This window comes from Aquincola tertiaricarbonis, from assembly GCF_023573145.1.
In the GTDB taxonomy this organism is placed as follows: domain Bacteria; phylum Pseudomonadota; class Gammaproteobacteria; order Burkholderiales; family Burkholderiaceae_C; genus Aquincola; species Aquincola tertiaricarbonis_B.
This window is the reverse complement of sequence record NZ_CP097636.1, coordinates 1,709,484-1,731,475: the sequence shown is the minus strand read 5'-3', so window position 1 is coordinate 1,731,475 and position 21,992 is coordinate 1,709,484. Positions and strand designations below refer to the sequence as shown.

The window sequence follows — 21,992 nt, the reverse complement described above, 5'->3', positions numbered from 1 at the left end:
CGACATGCTGCAACTCACCGACCTGGCCAAGCTCTACGGCGACACGCCGGTGTTCGACCATGTGAACCTCAGCGTCGCACCCGGCGAGATGGTGGCGGTGCTGGGCGATTCGGGCGTCGGCAAGAGCACGCTGCTCAACTGCATCGCCGGCCTGGACACCCCCAGCCGAGGCCAGGTGACGCTGGACGGCACCGACATCACCCACCTGCCCGAACCCGACCAGGCCCGCTGGCGACGCGCCCGGCTGGGCTTCGTGTTCCAGGCCTTTCATGTGCTGCCGCACCTGAGCGTGGCCGACAACGTGGCGCTGCCGCTGCTGCTGCAGGGCCGGCACGACGAAGCCCGGGTGGCGCAGATGCTGGCCGAGGTGGGGCTGGAAGGCCTGGGCGAGCGCGCGCCGCGCACGCTGTCGGGCGGGCAGTTGCAGCGGGTGGCCATCGCCCGCGCGCTGGTGCACCGGCCGGCGCTGGTGCTGGCCGACGAACCCACCGGCAACCTCGACCCCGACACCGCCGAGCGTGTGATGGATCTGCTGGCCGCGCAGGTGCATGCCCAGGGCTCGGCCTGCGTGCTGGTCACCCACTCGGCCACCGCGGCCGCCCGCGCCGACCGCCGGCTGCGGCTCACGCGCCACGGCATAGCGCCGGCTTCGGAAGGCCGGGCCTGATGCGCCACGCGCTGCAGCTGCTGCGCAAGCTCAGCCTGCCCGAATGGCGGGCCCACCCCTGGCGCCATGCGGTGGCCCTGCTGGCGGTGGCGCTGGGCGTGGCCCTGGCCTTCTCGGTGCACCTGATCAACGGCTCGGCGCTGTCGGAGTTTTCGGCCGCGGTGCGCGCCGCCAATGGCGAGCCCGACCTGACGCTGCGCTGCGCGGTGCGCGAAGGTTGCGCCGACAGCCTGCTCGACACTGTGGCCGCCGCCGACGGCGTGGCCCTGGCCACCCCGGTGGTGGAGGTGGACACCTACGCCCTGCCCGCACCCGCCGCGGCGTCGGCGGCCTCCGCATCCGGCGCGGCGTCGGCGGCTTCCGCCCCCGCCGGGCCTGGTGCCGGCCGGGTGGCGCTGCAGGTGCTGGGCGTCGATGCGCTGCAGATCGCGGCGGTGGCCCCGGCGCTGCTGCCGCGCCCGGCCGACGGCCAGCCACGCACCGCCTTCCTCGACCCCGACCGGCTCTTCCTCAACATCGCCGCGCAGCAGCGGCTGGGCGTGCAGCCGGGTGATGCGCTGCGGCTGCAGCGTGGGCTGGACACCTTCACGCTGCAGGTGGCCGGCAGCGTGGCGGCCGGCGGCGGGCCGCTGGCGGTGATCGACATCGCAGGCGCGCAGCAGCACTTCGGCCAGCTGGGCCGCCTCAGCCGCATCGACCTGCGGCTGGCGGCCGGCACCAGCGCCGCGCAATGGTTGCAGCGCACGCCGCTGCCGCCGGCGCTCAAGGCCGCGGCGGCCGACGACGCGGCGCAGAAGGTGTCCAGCCTGTCGCGCGCCTACCGCGTGAACCTGACGGTGCTGGCGCTGGTGGCGCTCTTCGTCGGCGGCTTCCTGGTGTTTTCGGTGCTGGCGCTGTCGGTGGCCCAGCGCACGCCGGTGTTTGCGCTGCTGGGCGTGCTGGGCCTGGGTGCCACCGAGCGGCGCCGTCTGGTGCTGCTGGAATGTCTGATGGTGGGCGTGGCCGGCAGCGCGGCCGGGCTGCTGCTGGGCACGGGCATGGCGCAGCTGGCGCTGCGCTGGCTGGCCGGCGACCTGGGCGGCGGCTACTTTCCGGGCGTCGCACCGGCGCTGGTGTTCTCGTGGCCGGCAGCCGCGGCCTTCGGCGCGCTGGGCGTGGTGGCGGCGCTGGCCGGCGGCTGGGTGCCGGCGCGGCAGGCGGCGGCGCTGGCGCCCGCGCAGGCGCTCAAGGGCCTGGGCGGCACCGCCGGCCCGGCGCCCTCGCGCTGGCGGCCGGTGCTGCTGCTGGCCGTCGGCGGCCTGCTGGCGCTGCTGCCGCCCATCGGCGGGCTGCCGCTGGCGGCGTATGCCTCGGTGGCGGCGCTGCTGCTGGGCGGCATCGCCTGCGTGCCGTTGGCCGTCGATGCCCTGCTGGCGCTGCTGCATCCGCGGCGCTCCCCCTTGCTGCTGCTGGCGGTGGAACGCGCCCGCCACGAAAGCGCTGCCGCCACGGTGGCGGTGGCCGGCGTGGTGGCCAGCCTCAGCTTGGCGGTGGCGCTGACGGTGATGGTCAGCAGCTTTCGCCAGGGCGTCTCGCAATGGCTGGACAGCGTGCTGCCGGCCGACCTGTATGCCCGCACCGCCACCAGCAGCGCCGCGGCTGACCAGGCCTTTCTGCCGCCCGACTTCGTGCAGGCCGCCGCCGCGGTGCCTGGCGTGGCGCGGGTGCAGGGGCTGCGGGTGCGCAGCATCAGCCTGGCTGCCGACCAGCCTTCGGTCAGCCTGATCGCCCGCCCGCTGGACCAGCCGGCGCGCCAGCTGCCGATGGTGGAGCCGCCGCGCCCGCCGGTGGCCGGCGAGATCGGCGCCTACGTCAGCGAAGCCATGGTCACGCTGTACGGCGCCAGGCCCGGCAGCCTGCTGCAGCTGCCGCTGGGCCCCGGCGCCGGCACGCCGGTGCGGGTGCTGGGCGTGTGGCGCGACTATGCGCGGCAGTTCGGCGCGGTGGCGCTCGACCAGGCCGACTACCGGCGGCTGACCGGCGACACCCGGGTCAACGACCTGGCGCTGTGGCTGTCGCCCGAAGCGCCGGTGGACAAGGTGCAGGCCGCGCTGCGCCAGCTGGCGCCCGACCCGGCGCTGATCGAATTCGCGGTGCCGGCGCAGATCCGTGCGATGTCGCTGGCCATCTTCGACCGCAGCTTCGCCGTCACCCGCTACCTGCAGGCGCTGGCCATCGGCATCGGCCTGTTCGGCATCGCGGCCAGCTTCTCGGCCCAGGTGCTGGCGCGCCGGCGTGAATTCGGCCTGCTGGCCCACCTGGGCTTTACCCGCCGGCAGATCATCGGCGTGGTGGCCGGCGAAGGCGCGGCCTGGACCGCCGGTGGCGCGCTGGTGGGACTTGGGCTGGGGCTGCTGGTGTCGGTGGTGCTGGTGCAGGTGGTCAACCCGCAAAGCTTCCACTGGACCATGGACATGGTGCTGCCCGCCGGCCGCCTGGCCGCGCTGTGCGCCGCGGTGATGGCCGCCGGCAGCCTGACCGCTGCGGTGAGCGCCCGCGCCGCCGCCTCGGGCGATGCGGTGCTGGCCGTGAAGGAGGACTGGTGATGAACGAGCGCCGCCTGCTGCTGCGCTGGTGCGCGCTGGCCGGGCTGCCGGCCCTGCCCGGCCTGCTGCTGCCCACCCGTGCGCCGGCCGCAGTGCCGCGGCCCGACACCCCCGACACACCGCCACGCACGGTGCTGGCGCCGCGGCCGTTGCGCTTTCCGCAGGACCACGGCGCCCACCCCGACAGCCGTACCGAGTGGTGGTACGCCACCGGCTGGCTGCGGCCGCAAGCCAGTGCCGCCAGCGACAGGAACGACGACCTGGTGGGCTTCCAGCTCACCTTCTTCCGCTCGCGCACCGACCTGGCCGGCGGCAACCGCAGCCGCTTTGCCGCCACCCAGCTGCTGTTCGCGCATGCGGCGGTCAGCGACCTGGCGGGCCGGCGGCTGGTGCATGCCGAGCGCATCGCCCGCTGGAACGGCGACCCGCAGGCACCACGGGTGGCCGCCGCGCTGGCCGATACCGACGTGCGCCTGAACGACTGGCACTTCCGCCGCGAAGGCCCGGTCGAACGCAGCGTTTACAGCGCCCGCCTGGCCGACCGTGATGCGGGATTCGGCTTCGAGCTGCAGCTGGCCACCACGCAGCCGCTGCTGCTGCAGGGCGACGCCGGCTGGTCGCGCAAGGGGCCGAACGAAGACGAGGCCAGCCACTACTACTCGCAGCCGCAGCTGGCGGTGCAGGGCACGCTGGCGCTGAAGGCCGGCGCCGCGCCGCAGCCGGTGCGCGGCACCGCCTGGCTGGACCACGAGTGGAGCGAAACGCTGCTGAATCCCGATGCCGTGGGCTGGGACTGGATCGGCATGAACCTGGACGACGGCAGCGCCCTCACCGCCTTCCAGCTGAGGCGGCGCAACGGCACGGCGCTGTGGGCCGGCGGCAGCTTCCGCGCAGCCGGCGGCGCGGTGCGGGCCTTCAAGGCCGACGAGGTGCGTTTTGTCCCAGGCCGCAGCTGGACCAGCCCGGCCACCCGCAGCGTGTACCCGGTGCAGTGGACGGTGGAAACGCCGGCGGGCCGCTTCGAGGTGCGGGCGCTGATCGATGCGCAGGAACTGGACAGCCGGGCGTCCACCGGCTCCATCTACTGGGAGGGGCTGAGCGAGCTGCTGGACGCCGCCAGCGGCCGCCGTGTGGGCCGCGGCTACTTGGAGATGACGGGCCGCGCCTCGCCGCTGCGCCTGGGCTGAATCGGCGAGGCCCGCACGCAGTTGCGGCCGGCAGCCTTGGCGGCGGCCAGCGCGGCGTCCACATCGGCCATCAACGCGTCCAGCGAGGTGTGCGTCGCGCCCATCGAGGCCACGCCGATGCTCACCGTGGTGGACACACGCAGGCCTTGCCAGTCGAGCTGCAGCGCGGCCACGTGCTCACGCACACGTTCGGCCACGTCCAGCGCGCCCAGCGGGTCGGTCTGCGGCAGCAGCACCAGCAGCGATTCGCCGTCGGCCCGCGCCAGCACGTCGGCTTGGCGCAGCAGGCCGCCGGTCACGCGCACGATCTCGCGCAGCAGCGCGTCGCCGGCCGCGTGGCCATGGTGGTCGTTGATGCGGCGGAAGTGGTCGGCATCGACCAGCAGCACCGCGCCGTCGGCTTCATAGCGGCGGCAGCGGGCCCATTCACGCTCGGCCAGCAGCATGAACTGCCGGCGGTTGAGCACGCCGGTGAGGTCGTCACGGGTGGACATCACCGTGACGCGCTGGTGCAGCTGGCGCATGGACAGCGCCAGCGCGCACAGCAGGCTGCCCAGCACCACAGCCACCACCGCGCCGGCAGCCGCAGCCGCCAGCGCTACGGCGGTGACGTCGGCACGGCCCAGCGCGACGCAGGCCAGCCCGGCGACCAGACCGGAAGAAGCCCCCGCCGCCAGCGCCATCGGCAGCGCCAGCATCCAGGGCCGGGAGGTGGGCACGCGGCGGTCCAGCCAGCGCATCCAGGCGGAATCGAACGGCGAATCGAGCATGGCAGCGGCTCAAGAACGGGATCTTGGATTCGACCACAAAGCGCCCCGCGCCGGGCCCGCCACCGCCCCGGCGCAAGGGCCGATGAGCGGGGCGAAAAGGGGTCAGATGCGGTTCAATGTGCCCCGCCCGCATCCGCGCCCGCACTGCCCTGAGGCCGGGCGGTGAACCAGATCAGCACGATCAGCGCCAGGAACAGGAAGGACGAGCCGAAGAAGATGTCGTCCGCCGCGCGGGTGAAGGCCTGCTGGTCGATCAGGCGGTTCACCTGCGCCAGCGCCTGCTCCGGGCTCAGGCCCGCCGCCGACAGCTGGCCCAGCACCTGGGTGCTGGCGGCGCCGCCGGCGGTGATCTGCTCGGTCAGGTGGGCATGGTGCATCGCGGCGCGGTTTTCCCACAGCGTGGTGGCCACCGAGGTGCCGATGGCGCCCGCGGTGATGCGCACGAAGTTGGACAGGCCCGCGGCCGCCGGCAGCCGCTGCGGCGGCAGGCCCGACAAGGTGATGGTGGTCAGCGGGATGAAGAAGAAGGCCATCGCCGCGCCCTGGATCACCGTCGGCACCAGGATGCTGAGCTGGTCGGTGTCGGTGGTGAAGTGCGAGCGCATCCACAGCACCAGCGCAAACACCATGAAGGCGCCGGTGGCCATGGCCCGCGGGTCCCATTGGGACACCTTCTTGCCAACCAGCGGCGACAGCAGGATGGCCAGCACCCCCACCGGTGCCAGCGCCATGCCGGCGGTGGTGGCGTTGTAGCCCATGAACTGCTGCAGCCACAGCGGCAGCAGCACCACGTTGCCGAAGAAGAGGCCGTAGGCGATGGACAGCGACAGCGCTCCGAACACGAAGTTGCGGCGGGCAAACAAGCGCAGGTCCACCACCGGGTGGGGGTCGGTCAGCTCCCAGATGATGAAGGCCGCCAGCCCCACCACCGCCACCACCGACAGCAGCACGATCTGGCCGGAGGCGAACCAGTCCAGCTCCTTGCCCTTGTCCAGCGCGATCTGCATCGCGCCCACCCACAGCACCAGCAGGCCCAGGCCCACGCTGTCGATCGGCAGCCGCTTGCGCGGCGTCTCACGCTCGCGGTAGATGCTCCAGGTGAGCCCGGCGGCGAAGATGCCCACCGGCACGTTGATGTAGAAGATCCACGGCCAGGAGATGTTGTCGGTGATCCAGCCGCCCAGCAGCGGCCCCACCACCGGCGCCACCAGCGTGGTCATGCCCCACAGCGCCAGTGCGGTGCCCGCCTTGGCCTTGGGATAGCTGGACAGCAGCAGCGTCTGCGACAGCGGGATCATCGGCCCGGCCACCAGGCCCTGCAGCACGCGGAAGGCGATCAATGCCTCCAGCGAAGGTGCGAGGCCGCACAGCCACGAAGCCAGCACGAATGCCATCACGCTGAGCGTGAACAGCCGCACCGCGCCAAAGCGCTGCGTGAGCCAGCCGGTCAGCGGCACCGAGATGGCGTTGGCCACCGCGAAGCTGGTGATCACCCAGGTGCCCTGGGTGGCGCTGACGCCCAGGTCGCCGGCGATCGACGGCAGCGACACGTTGGCGATGGACGTGTCCAGCACGTTCATGAAGGTGGCCAACGACAGCGCCACCGTGCCCAGCGCCAGCTTGGCGCCTGTCAGCGGCTGCGGGCCGGCGGCTGCGGCCGGTGCGGGTGCCGGCGGCGTGGCGCGCGGCGCCGCGTCGCCCGGCTGCGCGGCCAGGGTGGTGTCCGATGCCATGGGCGATCCTTGAAAACTCAGTGGACGGCCGCCGTGCCCTTGGCGGCGCTGGCCACCTGGCTGCCGGCGCTGGCGGCGACGCGCTTGCCCAGCTGCGTCGCGACGATGCGCTTGACCTCTTCATCCGCCCGTGCGTCCAGCGCGTCGAACACCTGCGTCTGCACCGTGGCCGGCGCCTTCGCGGCATCGGCCAGCACCTTGCCGTCCTGCTGGGTCACGTCCACCGTGACGTCCATCGACAGGCCCACGCGCAGCGGATGGGCCTGCACTTCCTTGGGGTCGAGCGCGATGCGCACCGGCACCCGCTGCACCACCTTGATCCAGTTGCCGGTGGCGTTCTGCGCCGGCAGCAGCGAGAAGGCAGCGCCGGTGCCGGCGCCCAGGCCCACCACGCGGCCGTGGTACTCCACCTTGCTGCCGTACACGTCGGCTTCCAGCGTGGCCGGCTGGCCGATGCGCAGCTTGCGCAGCTGGCCTTCCTTGAAGTTGGCGTCCACCCAGGTGTCGCCCAGCGACACCACCGACATCAGCGGCGCGCCGGCCTGCACCCGCTGGCCCAGCTGCACGCTGCGGCGGGCGACGTAGCCGTCCACCGGCGCCAGCAGTTCGGTGCGCTGCGCGGCCAGGTAGGCCTCACGCACCTGGGCGGCGGCGCGCTGCACGTTGGGGTGGTCTTCCACCGCGCTCCCATCAGTCAGAGCCACGTTGGCGGCCAGCTGCTCGGCGGCGGCCACGCGGGCCGACTGGGCCGCGGCCAGCGCGCTCCTGGCGGCCGCCAGCTGCGACTGCGCATGGTTGAACTCTTCCTTGCCCACGGCGCCGGTGGCCAGCAGCGGGCGGCGGCGTTCCACGTCGTCCTGCGCGCGGGTCACGTCGCTGTTGGCGCGGGCGATGTCAGCGTCTCGCAGCGCCACCTGGGCCTTCAGCGCGGCGTTGTTGGCGAACAGGGTGCGCACTTCGCGCACCGTCTGCGCCAGCTGCGCCTCGGCGCGGTCCAGCGCCACGCGGGCATCGGCCGGGTCGAGCTTGACCAGCGGCTGGCCGGCCTTGACGAAGTCGGTGTCGTCGGCCTGGATGGCCAGCACCGTGCCGCCCACCTGCGGCGTGATCTGCACCACGTTGGCCTGCACGTAGGCGTTGTCGGTGTTCTCGAAGTGGCTGGCCACCTGCCAGTGGTGCACGCCGTAGGCGGCCGCACCCAGCAGCACCACGCCGCCCAGGATCAGCAGGCCGCGCTTGCGCGCCGGGGCCTGGGGGTTGGCGGCGGGGGCGGCGTTGTCTTGCGTTTGGCTCATGGTCGTACTCGGAATGGGGTGGGTCGGCGCGCTCAGCGGGCGGCGGCCAGGGTGGAAGTCGGGGCGGCGGCGGTGGTGTCTGCCTCGCGCCAGCCGCCGCCCAGGCTGCGCATCAGCTGCGCCTGGGTGTCCAGCGCACGGGCCTTCAGCTCGGCCGCGGTGCGGCGCTGCGCCAGCACGTTGCTTTCGGCATTGAGCACGACCAGGAAGGTGCCCAGGCCGGCGCGGTAGCGCTGCAGGGCCAGCTCGTAGGCGCTCTCGGCGGCGGCCTGAGCGGCCACCTGCTCCTGCTGCTGGCGCTCGATGGCCTGCAGCGAGGCCAGCTCGTCGGCCACCTCGCGCACCGCGTCGACCACAGCGCCGTTGTAGCTCTGCACCGCGGCGTCCAGGTCGGCGCTGCGGCCGCGCAGGTTGGCGCGCAGCCGGCCGGCGTCGAAGATGGGCAGGCGAATGGCCGGTCCGGCGCCGATCTGGCGGCTGCCCGCTTCGATCAGGTTGCCCAGCCCCAGCGCGCTGAAGCCGGCGAAGGCGGTCAGGTTGACGTCGGGGTAGAACTCGGTGCGGGCGACGGCCACTTCCTTCGTCGCGGCTTCCACTCGCCAGCGGGCGGCGGCGATGTCGGGCCGGCGGCCCAGCAGGTCGGCGCCCAGCTGCGCCGGCATGGCCGGCAGCTGCACCGGTGCCAGCGCGGGCTTCAGGCCGGCCAGCGCCTGCGCCGGCTGGGCGGTGAGCGCCGCCAGCTGGTTGCGGGCCAGTGCGATCTGTTCGTCCAGCTGGGCGATCTGCACGCGCGCCTCGGGCAGCGCGCCTTCGCCCTGGCGCAGCTCGACGTTGGTGTCCAGGCCGGCATCCACGCGCTGGCGCACCAGCTTCAGCGTCTCGTCGCGCTGGCTCAGCGCGCGCTCGGCCACGTCGCGCAGCGCAAAGGCGCGGGCCAGGCTCACGTAGCTGCGCACCACGTTGCCGGCCAGCATCAGGCGCGCGGCATCGGCATCGGCGCGGGCGGCGCGCTCGCTGCCCAGCGCGGCTTCCAGCGCCGCGCGGTTGCGACCGAAGAAGTCCAGCTCCCACGACACACCGGCCTGCAGGTTGGCGCTGGTGCGGGTGGTGCCGGCCAGCGGCGGCGGGATCAGGCCGTTCTCGGTATAGCGCTGGCGGGTGGCATCGGCGCTCAGCGTGGCATTCGGGCGGTCGGCGGCGCGGGCGTTGTCGATGGCGGCGCCGGCACGGGCCACGCGGGCGGCGGCCACCTGCAGGCTGGGGTTGTCGGCCAGGGCCTTGTCCACCAGGTCGTTGAGCGTGGTGTCGCCGAAGGCTTGCCACCACAGCGGCTGCACTTCGGGCGTGGCGGCTTCAGCCGCCAGGCCCACACGGGCCGGCTCGATCTTCTGGGCGGTGGACTGGATGTTGCCGGGGCTGGCGCAGCCGGCCATCAGCACCACGGCCGAGACCACCGCCAGCGCGGCGGTGAGCGTGGTCAGCGACACCGAACGCGCCGGCAGCGCGCGCTGCAGCACGCAGGGCAGCGCGGCCAGGCCCTGGCAGGTGGAGGAGTCTTGCGGGAGGTTCACTTCAGGCCTTTCTTGTTCTTCAGGCGGCGTCCGCCGCATCGCCGGCGCCTTCGGCACCGCGCATCGCATCGGCGTTGCGCGCCATGCGGCGCAGCAGGTCCAGCAGCGTCTGCCACTCGGCATGGCTGAAACCGTCGAGGTGCTCGTTGAACACCTCGGCCAGCACCGGCAGCACCAGCGAGGCCAGGCGGTCGCCTTCTTCGGTGAGGGCCAGGTTGACCACGCGGCGGTCGGTGGCCGATCGCACGCGGACCACCAGGCCCTTGGCCTCCAGCCGGTCGAGCGCGCGCGTCATGGCGCCGGCGTCGGTCTGCAGGTCGCGCGCCAACGACGCGACGGTGCAGCACTGGCCGGTCTTGAGCTTCATCAGCGGCACCCACTGCACATGGGTGAGGCCGTGGCCGACGAGGCGGCGGTCAGCCTGCAGCGCGATGGACTGCATGACCCGCTTCATCAGCATGCCCAGGCTGTCGTCGGCGCTCCAGGCGTCGGCACGGTAGAAGGCGGCGGGTGCGGCGGTCGATTCATCCATGGGCCGAAATATACATGCCTATGCAACCATTGTCAAAGCAGTGGATGCATTGGCAGTGATTGCCGTAGCAAATGTTGCCCATGCGCTGCGGTGAAGGTGCGCCGCGTCCCTACACTGCGCGCCATGTCTTCCGTGCCCCCTTCCGCCCCGCTGTCCGCGCCCGTGGCCGCCGCCGAACGGGCCGCCCTGCCGCCCGACACCGCCGCCCCCCTGCCTGCCGATGCGACCGGCCAGCCGCCCAAGCGCCCGGTGGGCGCCCTGCGGGGGCTGCTGCCCTTCATGCGGCCCTACCGCGGGCGCATCGCACTGGCCGGGGTGTTCCTGCTGCTGGCGGCCGGCAGCACCCTGGTGTTTCCGCTGGCGCTGCGCTCGCTGATCGACCAGGGCCTGCTGCCGGCGCAGCGCGGCGACCAGGTGCTGGGCCTGCAAGACCACTTCCTGGCGCTGTTCGGCGTGGGGGCGGCGCTGGGCATCTTCTCGGGCGCGCGCTTCTACCTGGTGAGCTGGCTGGGCGAGCGCATCACCGCCGACCTGCGCAATGCGGTGTACCGCCACGTGGTGCGGCAAAGCCCCGAGTTCTTTGAAAGCACCCGGACCGGCGAGGTGCTGAGCCGCCTGACCACCGACACCACGCTGGTGCAGACGGTGGTGGGCTCCAGCCTGTCGCTGGGCCTGCGCAATTCGCTGATGGCCGCCGGGGCGCTGCTGGCGCTGATCATCACCAACCCCTGGGTGATGACGCAGGTGCTGGGCATCCTGGTGCTGGTGGTGGCGCCGGCGCTGTACTTCGGCCGCCAGGTGCGTCGGCTGAGCCGGGCCAGCCAGGACCGCATCGCCGACAGCAGCGCGATCGCGGCCGAGGTGCTGAATGCCATCCCCATCGTGCAGAGCTACACCCAGGAGCAGCGCGAAGCCACCCGCTTTGCCGACGCCACCGAGTCGGCCTTCGACACCGCCCGCCGCCGCTCGCGGGTGCGGGCGGTGCTGGTGGCCTTCATCATCAGCGCCACCTTCGGCGCGCTGCTGTGGGGGCTGTACCAGGGCACGCAGGCGGTGCTGGCCGGGCGCATCACCGCCGGCCACCTGGGGCAGACGGTGGTGTTCATCATCCTGTTCATCGGCAGCATCGCCGCGCTCAGCGAGGTGTACGGCGACCTGCAGCGCGCCGCCGGCGCCACCGAGCGGCTGATGGAGCTGCTGCGCGCCCGCTCGCCGGTGCGCGACCCGGCCGCGCCACGGCCGCTGCCCCCGGTGGCCGGCGGCTCGGCGCTGAGCCTGCAGCAGGTGCAGTTCTTCTACCCCTCGCGCCCGCTGCAGCCGGCCCTGGCCGACTTCACGCTTGACGTGCGCCCCGGTGAAACCGTGGCCCTGGTGGGCCCCAGCGGCGCCGGCAAGAGCACGGTGTTCCAGCTGCTGCTGCGCTTTTACGATGCGCAGCAGGGCCGCATCAGCCTGGACGGCGTGCCGGTGACCGAGACGGCGATGGCCACGCTGCGCGAGCGGGTGGGCATCGTGCCGCAGGACAGCGTGATCTTCTCGACCAGCGCGCTGGAGAACATCCGCTACGGCCGGCCCGACGCGACGGACGAGGAGGTGCAGGCCGCCGCCAGCGCCGCCTATGCGCATGAGTTCATCACTGCCCTGCCCGAGGGCTATGCCACCTACCTGGGCGAGCGCGGCGTGCGCCTGTCGGGCGGCCAGCGTCAGCGCATCAGCATCGCCCGCGCGATCCTGAAGAACCCGCCGCTGCTGCTGCTGGACGAAGCCACCAGCGCGCTGGACGCCGAGAGCGAGCGCGTGGTGCAGGCGGCGCTGGAACGGGCGATGGCCGACCGCACGACGCTGGTGATCGCCCACCGGCTGGCCACCGTGCAGCGGGCCGACCGCATCGTGGTGATGGAGGCCGGCCGCATCGTCGACATGGGCACGCATGCCGAATTGATCCAGCGCGGCGGTTTGTATGCCCGACTCGCCGCGATGCAGTTCAGCAACATCAGTGAGGGATAAACCGCGGGTCGGACTTGTCCGACGGCGCCCCCGGGTGGCCGCCGATGGCTGCCACCGGGGGCTGCCGTAACACTTCGCCCACGCCGCGCCAACCAGGCTGCGGCGGCACAGATCCAAGGAGCTTCCTGATGAACAAGACCTTCACCTTCCGCCCCGCCATCGCCGCGCTGGCCGCTGCCGCGCTGCTGGCCACCGGTTGCGCCGACATGAGCCAGACCAACCGCGACACCGCCAAGGGCGCGGGCATCGGCGCGGGTGCGGGCGCCATCCTCGGCGGCCTGACCGGCGGCCGCAGCGGCGCCGGCACCGGTGCGGTGGTGGGCGGTGCGGTGGGTGCCATCGCCGGCAACATCTGGTCCAAGCGCATGCAGGAAAAGCAGGCCGCGATGGAGCGCGTCACGCAGGGCACCGGCATCGACGTGGCCCGCACGCCCAACAACGAGCTGAAGGTCAACATCCCCAGCGACTTCTCGTTCGACGTCGGCAGCGCCGCCATCAAGCCGGCCATGCGCCCGGTGCTCGACCAGTTCGCCCAGGGCCTGGACCCGGCGATGCGCGTGCGCGTGATCGGCCACACCGACTCCACCGGCAGCGACGCGGTGAACGACCCGCTGTCGCGTGAGCGGGCCTACAGCGTGATGCAGTACCTGACCACGCGCGGCGTGCAGGCCACGCGCATCAGCACCGAAGGCGTGGGTTCGCGTCAGCCGCTGGCCGACAACGCCAGCGCCGATGGCCGTGCCCGCAACCGCCGCGTCGAGATCTTCCTGACCGACACGCAGTCCTGATCGGCTGCAGCGAGAATGCGAGGCCGCGCCTTCGGGCGCGGCCTTTTTGCTTTCAGCCCCAGGAGCTTTGCCGTGACCGCCGCCCCCGCCCGCCCCGTGCGCTCTCAGTACGAAGACTTCATGCGCCATGTGTTCGAGCACGGCGTGAGCAAGACCGACCGCACCGGCACCGGCACCCGCAGCGTGTTCGGCCACCAGATGCGCTTCGACCTCAACGAAGGCTTTCCGCTGGTGACCACCAAGAAGGTGCACCTGAAGTCCATCATCCTGGAGCTGCTGTGGTTCCTGCGCGGCGACGGCAACGCCACCTGGCTGCAGGAGCGTGGCGTCACCATCTGGGACGAATGGGCGGCCGACAACGGTGACCTGGGCCCGGTGTACGGCGTGCAGTGGCGCGCCTGGCCCACGCCCGATGGCGGCCACATCGACCAGATCGCCGAGGTGGTCAAGCAGCTGAAGACCAACCCCGACAGCCGCCGCATCATCGTCAGCGCCTGGAACGTGGCCGACCTCTCGAAGATGGCGCTGATGCCCTGCCATGCCTTCTTCCAGTTCTACGTGGCCGACGGCAAGCTGAGCTGCCAGCTCTATCAGCGCAGCGCCGATATCTTTTTGGGCGTGGCCGGACTTTCCGGCAGAGCACCCACACTCCACTAGCTCGAATCGGACGGGAACCCCGATCAACACTGGGAAAGCCTCGAAAGAAGAGCGGCAGAGCGCTCTGATTTCGGAACGGATGCCGCTTGCATCGCCTCCGCGCGACTCGCTTCCCTGCTGACCTCACTTCCCGCAAAGCAGCCCCGCGCGCGACGTGCCTCCAAGCGTCAGGCGATAGTTTGACCGCAGAGCTTCAAGAGCCAAGGGACCCATGCAGCAATACCTCGACCTCCTCCACCGCGTCATGGAAGAGGGAACCGACCGGCCCGACCGGACAGGGACCGGCACGCGAGCCGTCTTCGGCCACCAGATGCGGTTCAATCTCGCGAAGGGCTTCCCGGTCCTCACGACCAAGAAGCTGCACCTCCGATCCATCATCATTGAGCTGCTTTGGTTCCTCCGAGGTGACACAAATATCAAATGGCTCAAGGACCACAACGTCTCCATCTGGGACGAGTGGGCTGATGAGAATGGGGACCTTGGTCCTGTGTATGGGAAGCAGTGGAGACACTGGACCGCTCCTGACGGTCGAAATATCGACCAAATCGCTGAGCTGGTCGCGCAAATCAAGCGCGATCCCAACTCCCGTCGCCAGCTTGTGACCGCCTGGAATCCAGGTGAGCTAAAGCAAATGAAACTGGCGTCGTGCCACTGCCTATTCCAGACGGCAGTCATCGGAAACAAGCTTCACCTCCAGCTTTACCAACGCTCTTGCGACGTATTTTTGGGCGTGCCCTTCAATATCGCCAGCTACGCGCTATTGCAGTTGATGCTCGCGCAACAGTGCGATCTGGAGCCTGGCGACTTCGTTTGGACCGGAGGCGACGTTCATATTTTTGTGGTACCAAAAACCATGCAGCTGCATTGAAAATCAACGACTTACGCTGATTTTTTCCTGCATGTTTCTCAAATTCCGCCAGCTCGGATAGGTCTAATTTGACCTCCCTGCTCCCCGCTGGAGTCGCTTCTCAGCGGCAACAGGTAGGCTCTCACCCTGCGAGTCACTCCAACTGCCGGGTGGCCGCCCAGGCTTGCGCGCCGGGAGCAGCGCCATGGCCTTCTGTCTCTTGGCCTCGTCATCGAGGTAGCTCAGTGCCTGCTTGAGGAGCTTGTCAGGCGTCGTCTCGAGCCCCACTGCCAAGTTGTACAGAATCCTTATTGTTGGGCTCTTCTGACCTCGCTCAACATCGGCGAGGTAGTTTCGAAACGAGCGCAGCGCTCGCCAAAGCTTCCCGGGTCATGTTTAGTGAACGACGCCTGACCGCAATGGTCAGTCCGACGACCGCGGGGCTACCAGTGCGGAATCGTGGCAGCCTTTTTTCGAGGTGTTTGCTTAACGGACTGCTCCGTCTTTGTGTCGACTATCGGTCCAATGAGCAATATGCAGGTCCTGAGAAATGGCCACCGTAAATTTCGCACCAACTCAATATTGCCTCTCGAAGACTAACTAGTCGCCTTATCTTCGCCCCGCTTACCATTGATCAGCTTGCGGCGGAAATAACTGCCGGACGCCCTGTCTTAGCAGGCATCTCGGCAGGGGGTTACTCGTACCCAAACATATCCCTGGATGCGGCGGTCATCATTGGTCACGAGGCTAACGGGAAAGAACAGGTACTGGCCGCAGCAGAGCGCCTGAAAGTGAAGCCCAGCCGTCCCAAGCCGTTGCGCGGCGCGAAGAGCGGGGCGGACGAGGACAAAGACGAAGAATACCTCAAACAGGCTTCACCGCCCTTCAGTGCCGCCGCCGTCGCGAAAGGGTGCCACTGAGTGAAAACTCAAGTATTCCGCCGCTCTGCCGATAGTGCCGTGGTGCTGGAATCTTACAAAAAGTGCTGCACTGCGCATGGATATGCCGACCAACCCCTCGCGGTTGCAAGCTTGGCCCAAGATCCAGACGCGACCTCAGAGAACTCACTTCTTCACAACCAAACCTAGGAGCCTCAATGCGACCTCGCCTCATCTCAAGCGCGCACGTCAAGGCCATCGCCGCTGCCGTGATCGCGTCCACCGGTCTGCTCTGCCTGCCGGGGACTGCCAGTGCAGGCATACGCGAAGCGCGCGTCTTGATCGACAACGGCGACCTGGACGGCGCCTACGCCGAGGCGCTGAAGGGTCAAAAGGCCGGAGACGTCGAGGCAGCGGGGCTCGTTGCCGCTTTCAATTTCAATCGCGCAACGGACCCACGAAAGTCGACGGACGAGGCCTGGGCTGATCTAACCCGCCTCGCAGAAAGCGGCAGCGCGGAGGCGGCCTACTGGCAGGGTGACTTTTACCAAAGAAGAGGCGATTACCAGACAGCCTTTCGCCTCTATACACAGGCGGTTCTGAAGAAACACGGGTGGGCGACCTACGCCCGTGCATCTATGTATGAACAAGGCCAGGTCGACGTAGCGAGTGAATTCGACCGGAAAATCAACGCCTATACTGATTACAGAAGCGCCGCCGAGCTTGGCTTGGGGATGGCCTGGATGAAACTGGGTATCCTGGGTGCGAAGGGCATGATTACCAACGGCCGACCCACTTACGTGCATGCCTTAGCCTATTTGACGGTCGCCCTGGAGAAACTCACCCCCGCGGAGGAACGGACTACGCGATCCGACCTCGTGGCTTATCGCAACCAAGTTGCAGGTTTGCTGAGCCCACTTCAGGTGCGCATTGCGAATGAAGGTGCGGCTGCGGGTCGGAAAGAAGGTCCGAGCGCACTGAGCGATAAAGTCTCCACGCTTTTGGAGAAAGAGCGTGACCAGCGTCTTGCCGGCAATCGAGACAATCGGGCATCGCAAGGTCGTGACGAGTCAGCCCGGAAACCCCTCTGCCTGCCCGATACCAATCCCGCTGTTGACTGTGAAGGTCCCCGCGTCCGCTAGCCTAGAAATTTCGGGCCACTGAAATAGTCGCCCCTGCGAAATTCACCCCACGCCCGCCAAGCCTGATCGAGCCGAGCTCTGTGCGGCGGCACGAGCCAGCCCGCGATGCGACCCAGGGGCCGTCAGGCTGGTCGGCAACGCGGTCACCAGGCCGAGCCCCTGCGCTAGCAGCGCCCACCAGGCGCAAAACAGCCCGCCCAGGCCGAGCCGGGCGATGGCGCGCAGCAGCCAGCGGATGTTGTAGCCCGCCGCGCAGCTCAGCGCGTGCAGCGCATCCCCGATGGCCCCCTGCAGCCAGCAACGGTCCATCGTGTGGTCGGACTTCGCGTGGCCGATCAGCGGCTCAATGGCCTGGCGACGCTTGAGCAGCCGCTTGTCGTGCTCGCTCAGCGACTTGTACTTGCCGCGGTGGATGATCTGCACGCCCGGGTTGTCGGCATCCACGCCCCGGTAGCCCAGATCGACGATGACTTGCTGGGGCGCACGGCCGGTGTCCTGCAGCAAGTTGGTCGTCTGCTCGAGCTGGGCGCTGAGCACATGGCCGTCGTACGGGTTGCCGGGGAAGCTGCGTGCGCCGACCATCAGGCCTTGCCGGTGCGTCACCGCCAGGCTGACCTTCACACCGAACTCGTACGGGTTGCGGGCTTTGCCCTTGGAGATGCATTCCACCTCGGGGGCGTGCAGCGCGTACAGCTTGTGCTTGCTCTTGGGCTGCTGGGTGCGGATGCGCTCGGCGCGCTCCATCAGCGTGGCCAGATCAGCCAGGGCCTTGGGGTTGTCGGCCTCGTGCGCCGGCGCGCCGCCGGCCGCCACCGCCGCGTGGTCGGCATCCAGCTTGCGCTGCACCTCGCGCATCACGATGCCCAGGATCGTGCGCTGGCGCTTGATCGTCTTGCGCAAGCGCTTGAACTGCTTGGCATGGGCGTAGCCACCGGCCTTGCGGCGCAGCGCCTTGCCCTCCTGCGCGTAGGTCTGCTTGAGCGCGATGCCCACGCGCTTGGCGGCACAGACCACCTTGTGGCGAGCGATCTCCAGCAGCCGGCTGCCCACCGGGTGGGCGATGGCCTTGGACTGCACGGTGGAGTCCACGATCACGCGTTCGAGCTCGGCCGGCTTGACGGCCTTGATGTCCACCGCGCAGTCGATGGTGGCCTTGAGCAGTTGCTCGATGCCCTCCTCGCCGAGCAGGCGCCGAAAGCGCCCGATCTGGGTGGGATCGCAGGGCGGGCGCGGCTCGTAGTAGTCCATGCCGCTGAAGAACTGCCACTGCACGTTCTCGGCCCAGCGCTCGACGAGTTCCTCGTCGCTGAGGTTGAAGCTGTGCTTCAGGTACAGCAGGCTGACCATCAGGCGCACCGGCAAGCGCGGCCGGCCGGCCGGGCTGATGCCGCCGCCGAACTCGCCGTCGAACGCGCCGGCCAAGTCCATGCCTGTCACACGCTTGGCCGGTCTGGGCTGATGGGCCAGCTTGGGCGCCAGCGCCGCCTCGATAGCCGCCCAGGGCAAGCGCGTGGCCAGCACCGCCAGCGGGTGGCGCAGGTCGATCATCTGGTCCAGGCGGGCGCGGAAGAAGTCAGGCGTCGACATGCGGCAAATCCCTCAGGAATCGGGCCTCTGGCGTATCAAACTCAAGGGATCCAACGAGCAAGAATCACACCGGGAAGTGAGCATTCATGCGGGCTGCAGGCGAATTGCAGGGCCGACGAAATACCGCCCGGTCTGAATGGCTCGATCCTCCTAGAGGATCGGGCCATGAGCGCGGAGCCAACTTCTCACCCGAGGTGTGTCGACGTGCGGTGAGAATGGTGCAGGAGCACTTAGGGGAGTACCCGATGCTGTGGGCGGCTATTGAGTCCATCGGGCCCAAGATCGGCTGCGTGCCGCAGACGCTGAGCGAATGGGTCAAGCGCGCCGAGGTCGATGCCGGCGTGCGAGAAGGCGTGACGACCAGCGAGGCTGAGCGCGTGAAGGAGCTCGAACGCGAAGTACCAAAGCTGCGCAAGGCCAACGAGATACTGAAGCTGGCCCGCGGGTTTTTCGCCCAGGCGGAGCCCGACCGCCGCCTCAAGTCCTGAAGGCCTTCGTCGACCGGCATCGCCAGGAGTTCGGGGTCGAGTCGATCTGCCGCGTCTTGCATAGCGCCCCGTCGGCCTATTGGCGACATGCATCCCGTCAGCGCAACCCGGCGCTGCGCTCGCGTCGCGCACAGCGGGATGCGTGCCTGGTGCTTGAGGTCCAGCGCGTGTGGCAAGCCAACATGAAGGTCTACGGCGCCAACAAGGTGTGGCGTCAGCTCAAACGTGAAGGTGTGGCGGTGGCCCGTTGCACCGTCGAACGGTTGATGCGTCAGCAAGGCCTGCAGGGCGTGCGCCGAGGCAAGGCCGTGCGCACCACCGTCGTGACCCCAAGGCGCCATGCCCGTTGGACCGGGTCAACCGGCAGTTCCGTGCCGAGCGGCCCAACCAAGCTGTGTGTCTCTGACTTCACCTACGTCTCGACCCGGCAGGGCTGGTCTATGTGGCGTTCGTAGTGGACGTGTTCAGCCGACGTATCGTGGGCTGGCGCCAGAGCAGCTCGATGCACACCGAGTTCGTGCGCGATGCGCTGGAGCAGGCGCGGTACGACCGCAAGCCGACCGAAGATGACGGCCCATTACACCACTCGGATCGAGGGTCTCAATACCTGCCCATCCGCTACAGCGAGCGCCTGGCCGAGGCTGGCATTGAGCCGCCCGTGGGGTCCAAGGGCGACAGCTACGACGACGCCCTAGCTAAGGCCATCAACGGGCCCTACAAAGCCGAGGTCATCCACCGGACGTGTTCCAGGAAGACCAAGCAAGCAGTGGAACTGGCGACGCTGGAATGGGTGGCTTGGTTCAACCACCATCGACTGATGGAGCCCAGGGCCTACCTCCCGCCGGCCGAGTTCGAGGCCAACTACCATAGAAAGCGCGCTGGGCAGGTCGCGACCGTCTCAATAAAACCGACTAGGGATTTCGGTCCGCCATTCGGGCGTGGCAGCGTTGCACGGCGTCACGTGGCAGCTAGCCACTAAGGAGCCCTATGTTGCGCATTCTCATCTTTACCGCGGGTCTTTCCGCGGCTGCGTCGCTTGCCAATGCGGCAGCGTTGTCTGACGTCCTGATTTCCGGGCCAGGGCCAGGCTGCAAGGCATCGGACCGGACCGGGGCGCTGGTAACGGCTTCGTGCACCGCAACGGCAGACCGAGTGACCACGACCGGGTCAGCGACTGCCGTCGCAGCCGGCGGTCACCTCGGTACCGCGGTCTTCGTCGACACCCAGGCTCACTCCGCAGATGGTCCGGGCGGCTATACAGCGCTGACCTATGCTCAGACTGTGGACCGGTTGCGAATAGATGCAAGTAACGGGGAGCAAGGCCAGGCACTGCTGACGTTCGCTGTGAGCCTTGCTGTTCAGCGGACCTCGATCACCAATGCTCCCGGCCCGAGCGCGGTCACCTTCGCCGGAACGGGCTCCGATCTGCGCGCGGACGTCACTATTGCGGGAGAGAACCACTCCCTGTGGTTGACGGAAACCTACCGCGTTGACTATCGCCCGGAGACAGGGCCGATTGGCGACGGCAGTTCGGTTGCCTACATCGACGATGTCGCCGTACCCAGCGCACTCGGCCCGCGAACCTTTGCAGTGCCTTTTACGTTCGGGCAGGAGTTTGACCTGCAACTCGAGTTGCGCGGCTACGTGTTTGCTGGCGCCGCCGGTGACGGTCACGCGACGATGAACATCGAAGCGATGAACTCGTTCGACTGGAAAGGCATCCAGAGCGTCACCGTGGGCGGGCGCGATGTAGCTTTTTCGCTCACGTCTGAAAGCGGCGTCGATTGGATCTCACCGGTCCCGGAACCAACCTCGGCTTGGTTGCTGGCATCCGGTCTGGCCGCATGCGCCGCGCTCGTCTGTATGCGACAGCGTCGGGACAAACTTTAGACTTACCACCTTGCTAGCTGTGGTCGCATTTCCTCTTCCATCAATGAGGGATCTGAGCCCGAACGTCCATGCCCCCCAGAACTTTCGGCGAAGCACGAAGGCCAGCGCCACAAGCCCGACGCCAAGCATCGCTGTCGCAGCAGGCTCGGGAACCGCGCTGACGTAGTTCGTACCGCTCTCGGACACGACGAAAACATCGGACGTTGACCTCAGTTGGGTGTGTAGGCTAGCCATTGCCTCCACCCATGCACTAGCGCTCACAGCCGGGTTGGCAGCGTCAGCCGAAGTCGTTGTCCAGGCAACCGCGCTCATAGAGCCGCTCAGGCGAAGCTGGGCGCCAACGAATGTGTCGACCATCAACGAAAACGACCCGGATGTCGCGCGGTCACATCCGGGCGCTTGGGCAGCATCTCCCATGCATAGCACAAAGGTCGAATCGACACCGCCCGTACCGGAAAGACTAGCGTACGCATACAAGCTATGGTTGACCGTTGCGCGGTTTGATGCCGTGCTGAAGCGGAAGTCGTCGGCGTCGATGCGGCCGTACAACTCGAGCCTGATAGCTTGGCCGTCGGCCAGGCTGTTGCTTCGCACCCGCAGCCCATCGTCGAACGACACCACCGAGTTCGCGTAACTCTCGGCCGCCCCGCTCTCGCGGACGCCGTCGCGCTCGTTATAGCTCGATGAGTTCGTGGCGCGGACTGCGACACCCAGATTGCCATAGCTCGCCCGCAGCGCATAGCTCGCAACGGCACCGCTTGCGCCGCCGCTGACGTACGTTTCGTCCCTGTTGTCGCCGGACTGAAGGTGGCCTTGGTTCAGCCCAGGCACGACAAAGTCGGGCACAACGGTCAAGCAATCGTCGTTCAGTTGATAACCGTTAGTGCCCAGATCACCGTGGGCGCTGACCCAACATGTCGCCTGCCCGGACACGCTGGCGAATGCATTGAAACTAACCAGGGCAGCGGCACCAACCAAGACAAAACGTTGGTTCGGCATCAGCTCCTCCCATCGTGAAACTTACCTGGCCTAGTCAAAATCACGCAACCCCTAGTTCATTGATGTCCTGACTCTTTCAACTTCACGGTGGTCTAGGTCTGAACCGTCAAGGTTCTTTCGTGACTTGAGGAGCCTGAACATCGGGAAGGCGACGCCGATAACTGCGTGCAGGTGGTGCTAGTCGTAGTGATGCTGCAAGCTGGCCAAAGTGAGGGTGCGCTGCGCAGAGTTCTGAGAGGTCCGCCCATAGGCCCGCTCGCGCAGCGCCGACTGTATGAAGCGCTCAGCCTTGCCGTTGGTCTGGGGCCGACAAGCCCGGGTGAACTTGAACCGCCCCGGGATTCGAGGAGGCTCAACACTCTGAGAGGA

14 protein-coding genes, 3 pseudogenes and 1 other annotated feature are annotated in these 21,992 nt (G+C 68.7%); of the genes and pseudogenes, 10 read left to right on the top strand and 7 right to left on the bottom strand.

Annotation, left to right across the window (positions count from 1 at the left end):
* Positions 1-4: 4 nt before the first annotated feature.
* From MW290_RS22275 to MW290_RS22265, 3 genes are read left to right on the top strand one after another with little or no spacing between them, the layout of a single operon-like run.
* A complete protein-coding gene (locus MW290_RS22275; protein ID WP_250199846.1) occupies positions 5-667 on the top strand; it encodes an ABC transporter ATP-binding protein in 663 nt (220 codons plus the stop codon).
* A complete protein-coding gene (locus MW290_RS22270; protein WP_250199845.1) occupies positions 667-3,252 on the top strand; it encodes an ABC transporter permease in 2,586 nt (861 codons plus the stop codon). The genes MW290_RS22275 and MW290_RS22270 overlap by 1 nt, the downstream gene beginning before the upstream one ends.
* Entirely contained in the window at positions 3,252-4,439 is a 1,188-nt protein-coding gene (locus tag MW290_RS22265) for a lipocalin-like domain-containing protein (RefSeq protein WP_250199844.1), read from the top strand. The genes MW290_RS22270 and MW290_RS22265 overlap by 1 nt, the downstream gene beginning before the upstream one ends.
* Here MW290_RS22265 and MW290_RS22260 read toward each other — a convergent pair.
* The 5 genes from MW290_RS22260 to MW290_RS22240 form a co-directional block, all read right to left on the bottom strand.
* A complete protein-coding gene (locus tag MW290_RS22260) occupies positions 4,394-5,209 on the bottom strand; it encodes a GGDEF domain-containing protein (RefSeq protein WP_250199843.1) in 816 nt (271 codons plus the stop codon). The two genes, MW290_RS22265 and MW290_RS22260, sit on opposite strands and share 46 nt — an antisense overlap.
* Positions 5,210-5,322: 113 nt before the next feature.
* Positions 5,323-6,942: a DHA2 family efflux MFS transporter permease subunit gene (locus MW290_RS22255; RefSeq protein WP_259373498.1), complete on the bottom strand. Its 1,620-nt coding sequence runs from the start codon at positions 6,940-6,942 to the stop codon at positions 5,323-5,325.
* Between the two features lie 17 nt (positions 6,943-6,959).
* Positions 6,960-8,237, bottom strand: coding sequence for an HlyD family secretion protein (locus MW290_RS22250; protein ID WP_250199842.1), 1,278 nt, complete (start codon positions 8,235-8,237; stop codon positions 6,960-6,962).
* 32 nt (positions 8,238-8,269) lie between these two features.
* Positions 8,270-9,670, bottom strand: a complete 1,401-nt coding sequence (locus tag MW290_RS22245; RefSeq protein ID WP_250200082.1) for an efflux transporter outer membrane subunit — start codon at positions 9,668-9,670, stop codon at positions 8,270-8,272.
* Between the two features lie 157 nt (positions 9,671-9,827).
* On the bottom strand, positions 9,828-10,340 hold the full coding sequence (locus tag MW290_RS22240; protein WP_250199841.1) for a MarR family winged helix-turn-helix transcriptional regulator: 513 nt from the start codon (positions 10,338-10,340) through the stop codon (positions 9,828-9,830).
* Between the two features lie 279 nt (positions 10,341-10,619).
* Between MW290_RS22240 and MW290_RS22235 the strand changes: the two genes are divergently transcribed.
* The 5 genes and pseudogenes from MW290_RS22235 (at position 10,620) to MW290_RS22215 (ending at position 16,659) form a co-directional block, all read left to right on the top strand.
* A complete protein-coding gene (locus tag MW290_RS22235; RefSeq protein ID WP_250200081.1) occupies positions 10,620-12,347 on the top strand; it encodes an ABC transporter transmembrane domain-containing protein in 1,728 nt (575 codons plus the stop codon).
* A gap of 128 nt (positions 12,348-12,475) precedes the next feature.
* On the top strand, positions 12,476-13,135 hold the full coding sequence (locus MW290_RS22230; protein WP_250199840.1) for a YiaD family glycine zipper/OmpA-like lipoprotein: 660 nt from the start codon (positions 12,476-12,478) through the stop codon (positions 13,133-13,135).
* A 72-nt stretch (positions 13,136-13,207) separates the two neighbouring features.
* A pseudogene (locus MW290_RS22225) lies at positions 13,208-13,756 on the top strand (thymidylate synthase); the annotation flags it as partial.
* Positions 13,757-14,003: 247 nt separating this feature from the next.
* Positions 14,004-14,630: pseudogene (locus MW290_RS22220) on the top strand (thymidylate synthase); the annotation flags it as partial.
* Between the two features lie 1,105 nt (positions 14,631-15,735).
* Positions 15,736-16,659, top strand: a complete 924-nt coding sequence (locus MW290_RS22215; RefSeq protein WP_250199839.1) for an SEL1-like repeat protein — start codon at positions 15,736-15,738, stop codon at positions 16,657-16,659.
* Between the two features lie 42 nt (positions 16,660-16,701).
* Here MW290_RS22215 and MW290_RS22210 read toward each other — a convergent pair whose 3' ends face one another.
* A complete protein-coding gene (locus tag MW290_RS22210) occupies positions 16,702-18,246 on the bottom strand; it encodes an IS5 family transposase (RefSeq protein ID WP_250199838.1) in 1,545 nt (514 codons plus the stop codon).
* Positions 18,247-18,461: 215 nt separating this feature from the next.
* Between MW290_RS22210 and MW290_RS22205 the strand changes: the two are divergent.
* Together MW290_RS22205 and MW290_RS22200 are read left to right on the top strand one after the other, a co-directional pair.
* Positions 18,462-19,713, top strand: a pseudogene (locus tag MW290_RS22205) (IS3 family transposase).
* Positions 18,689-18,805 (top strand) — a sequence feature (AL1L pseudoknot). Its footprint overlaps the pseudogene before it by 117 nt.
* Positions 19,714-19,721: 8 nt before the next feature.
* The gene (locus MW290_RS22200) at positions 19,722-20,624 is read left to right on the top strand and encodes a hypothetical protein (RefSeq protein ID WP_250199837.1); all 903 of its coding nucleotides are present in this window, start codon (positions 19,722-19,724) and stop codon (positions 20,622-20,624) included.
* On the opposite strand, the gene MW290_RS22195 is transcribed toward MW290_RS22200, so the two are convergent.
* A complete protein-coding gene (locus tag MW290_RS22195; RefSeq protein ID WP_250199836.1) occupies positions 20,526-21,623 on the bottom strand; it encodes a PEP-CTERM sorting domain-containing protein in 1,098 nt (365 codons plus the stop codon). The two genes, MW290_RS22200 and MW290_RS22195, sit on opposite strands and share 99 nt — an antisense overlap.
* Between the last annotated feature and the right edge of the window lie 369 nt (positions 21,624-21,992).

Bases quoted from the DNA above. Each gene is read 5' to 3' on its own strand.
- MW290_RS22275 (WP_250199846.1), top strand. From the start codon at position 5: ATGCTGCAACTCACCGACCTGGCCAAGCTCTACGGCGACACGCCGGTG.
- MW290_RS22270 (WP_250199845.1), top strand. From the start codon at position 667: ATGCGCCACGCGCTGCAGCTGCTGCGCAAGCTCAGCCTGCCCGAATGG.
- MW290_RS22265 (WP_250199844.1), top strand. From the start codon at position 3,252: ATGAACGAGCGCCGCCTGCTGCTGCGCTGGTGCGCGCTGGCCGGGCTG.
- MW290_RS22260 (WP_250199843.1), bottom strand. From the start codon at position 5,209: ATGCTCGATTCGCCGTTCGATTCCGCCTGGATGCGCTGGCTGGACCGC.
- MW290_RS22255 (WP_259373498.1), bottom strand. From the start codon at position 6,942: ATGGCATCGGACACCACCCTGGCCGCGCAGCCGGGCGACGCGGCGCCG.
- MW290_RS22250 (WP_250199842.1), bottom strand. From the start codon at position 8,237: ATGAGCCAAACGCAAGACAACGCCGCCCCCGCCGCCAACCCCCAGGCC.
- MW290_RS22245 (WP_250200082.1), bottom strand. From the start codon at position 9,670: ATGGCCGGCTGCGCCAGCCCCGGCAACATCCAGTCCACCGCCCAGAAG.
- MW290_RS22240 (WP_250199841.1), bottom strand. From the start codon at position 10,340: ATGGATGAATCGACCGCCGCACCCGCCGCCTTCTACCGTGCCGACGCC.
- MW290_RS22235 (WP_250200081.1), top strand. From the start codon at position 10,620: ATGCGGCCCTACCGCGGGCGCATCGCACTGGCCGGGGTGTTCCTGCTG.
- MW290_RS22230 (WP_250199840.1), top strand. From the start codon at position 12,476: ATGAACAAGACCTTCACCTTCCGCCCCGCCATCGCCGCGCTGGCCGCT.
- MW290_RS22215 (WP_250199839.1), top strand. From the start codon at position 15,736: ATGCGACCTCGCCTCATCTCAAGCGCGCACGTCAAGGCCATCGCCGCT.
- MW290_RS22210 (WP_250199838.1), bottom strand. From the start codon at position 18,246: ATGTCGACGCCTGACTTCTTCCGCGCCCGCCTGGACCAGATGATCGAC.
- MW290_RS22200 (WP_250199837.1), top strand. From the start codon at position 19,722: ATGTTGCGCATTCTCATCTTTACCGCGGGTCTTTCCGCGGCTGCGTCG.
- MW290_RS22195 (WP_250199836.1), bottom strand. From the start codon at position 21,623: ATGCCGAACCAACGTTTTGTCTTGGTTGGTGCCGCTGCCCTGGTTAGT.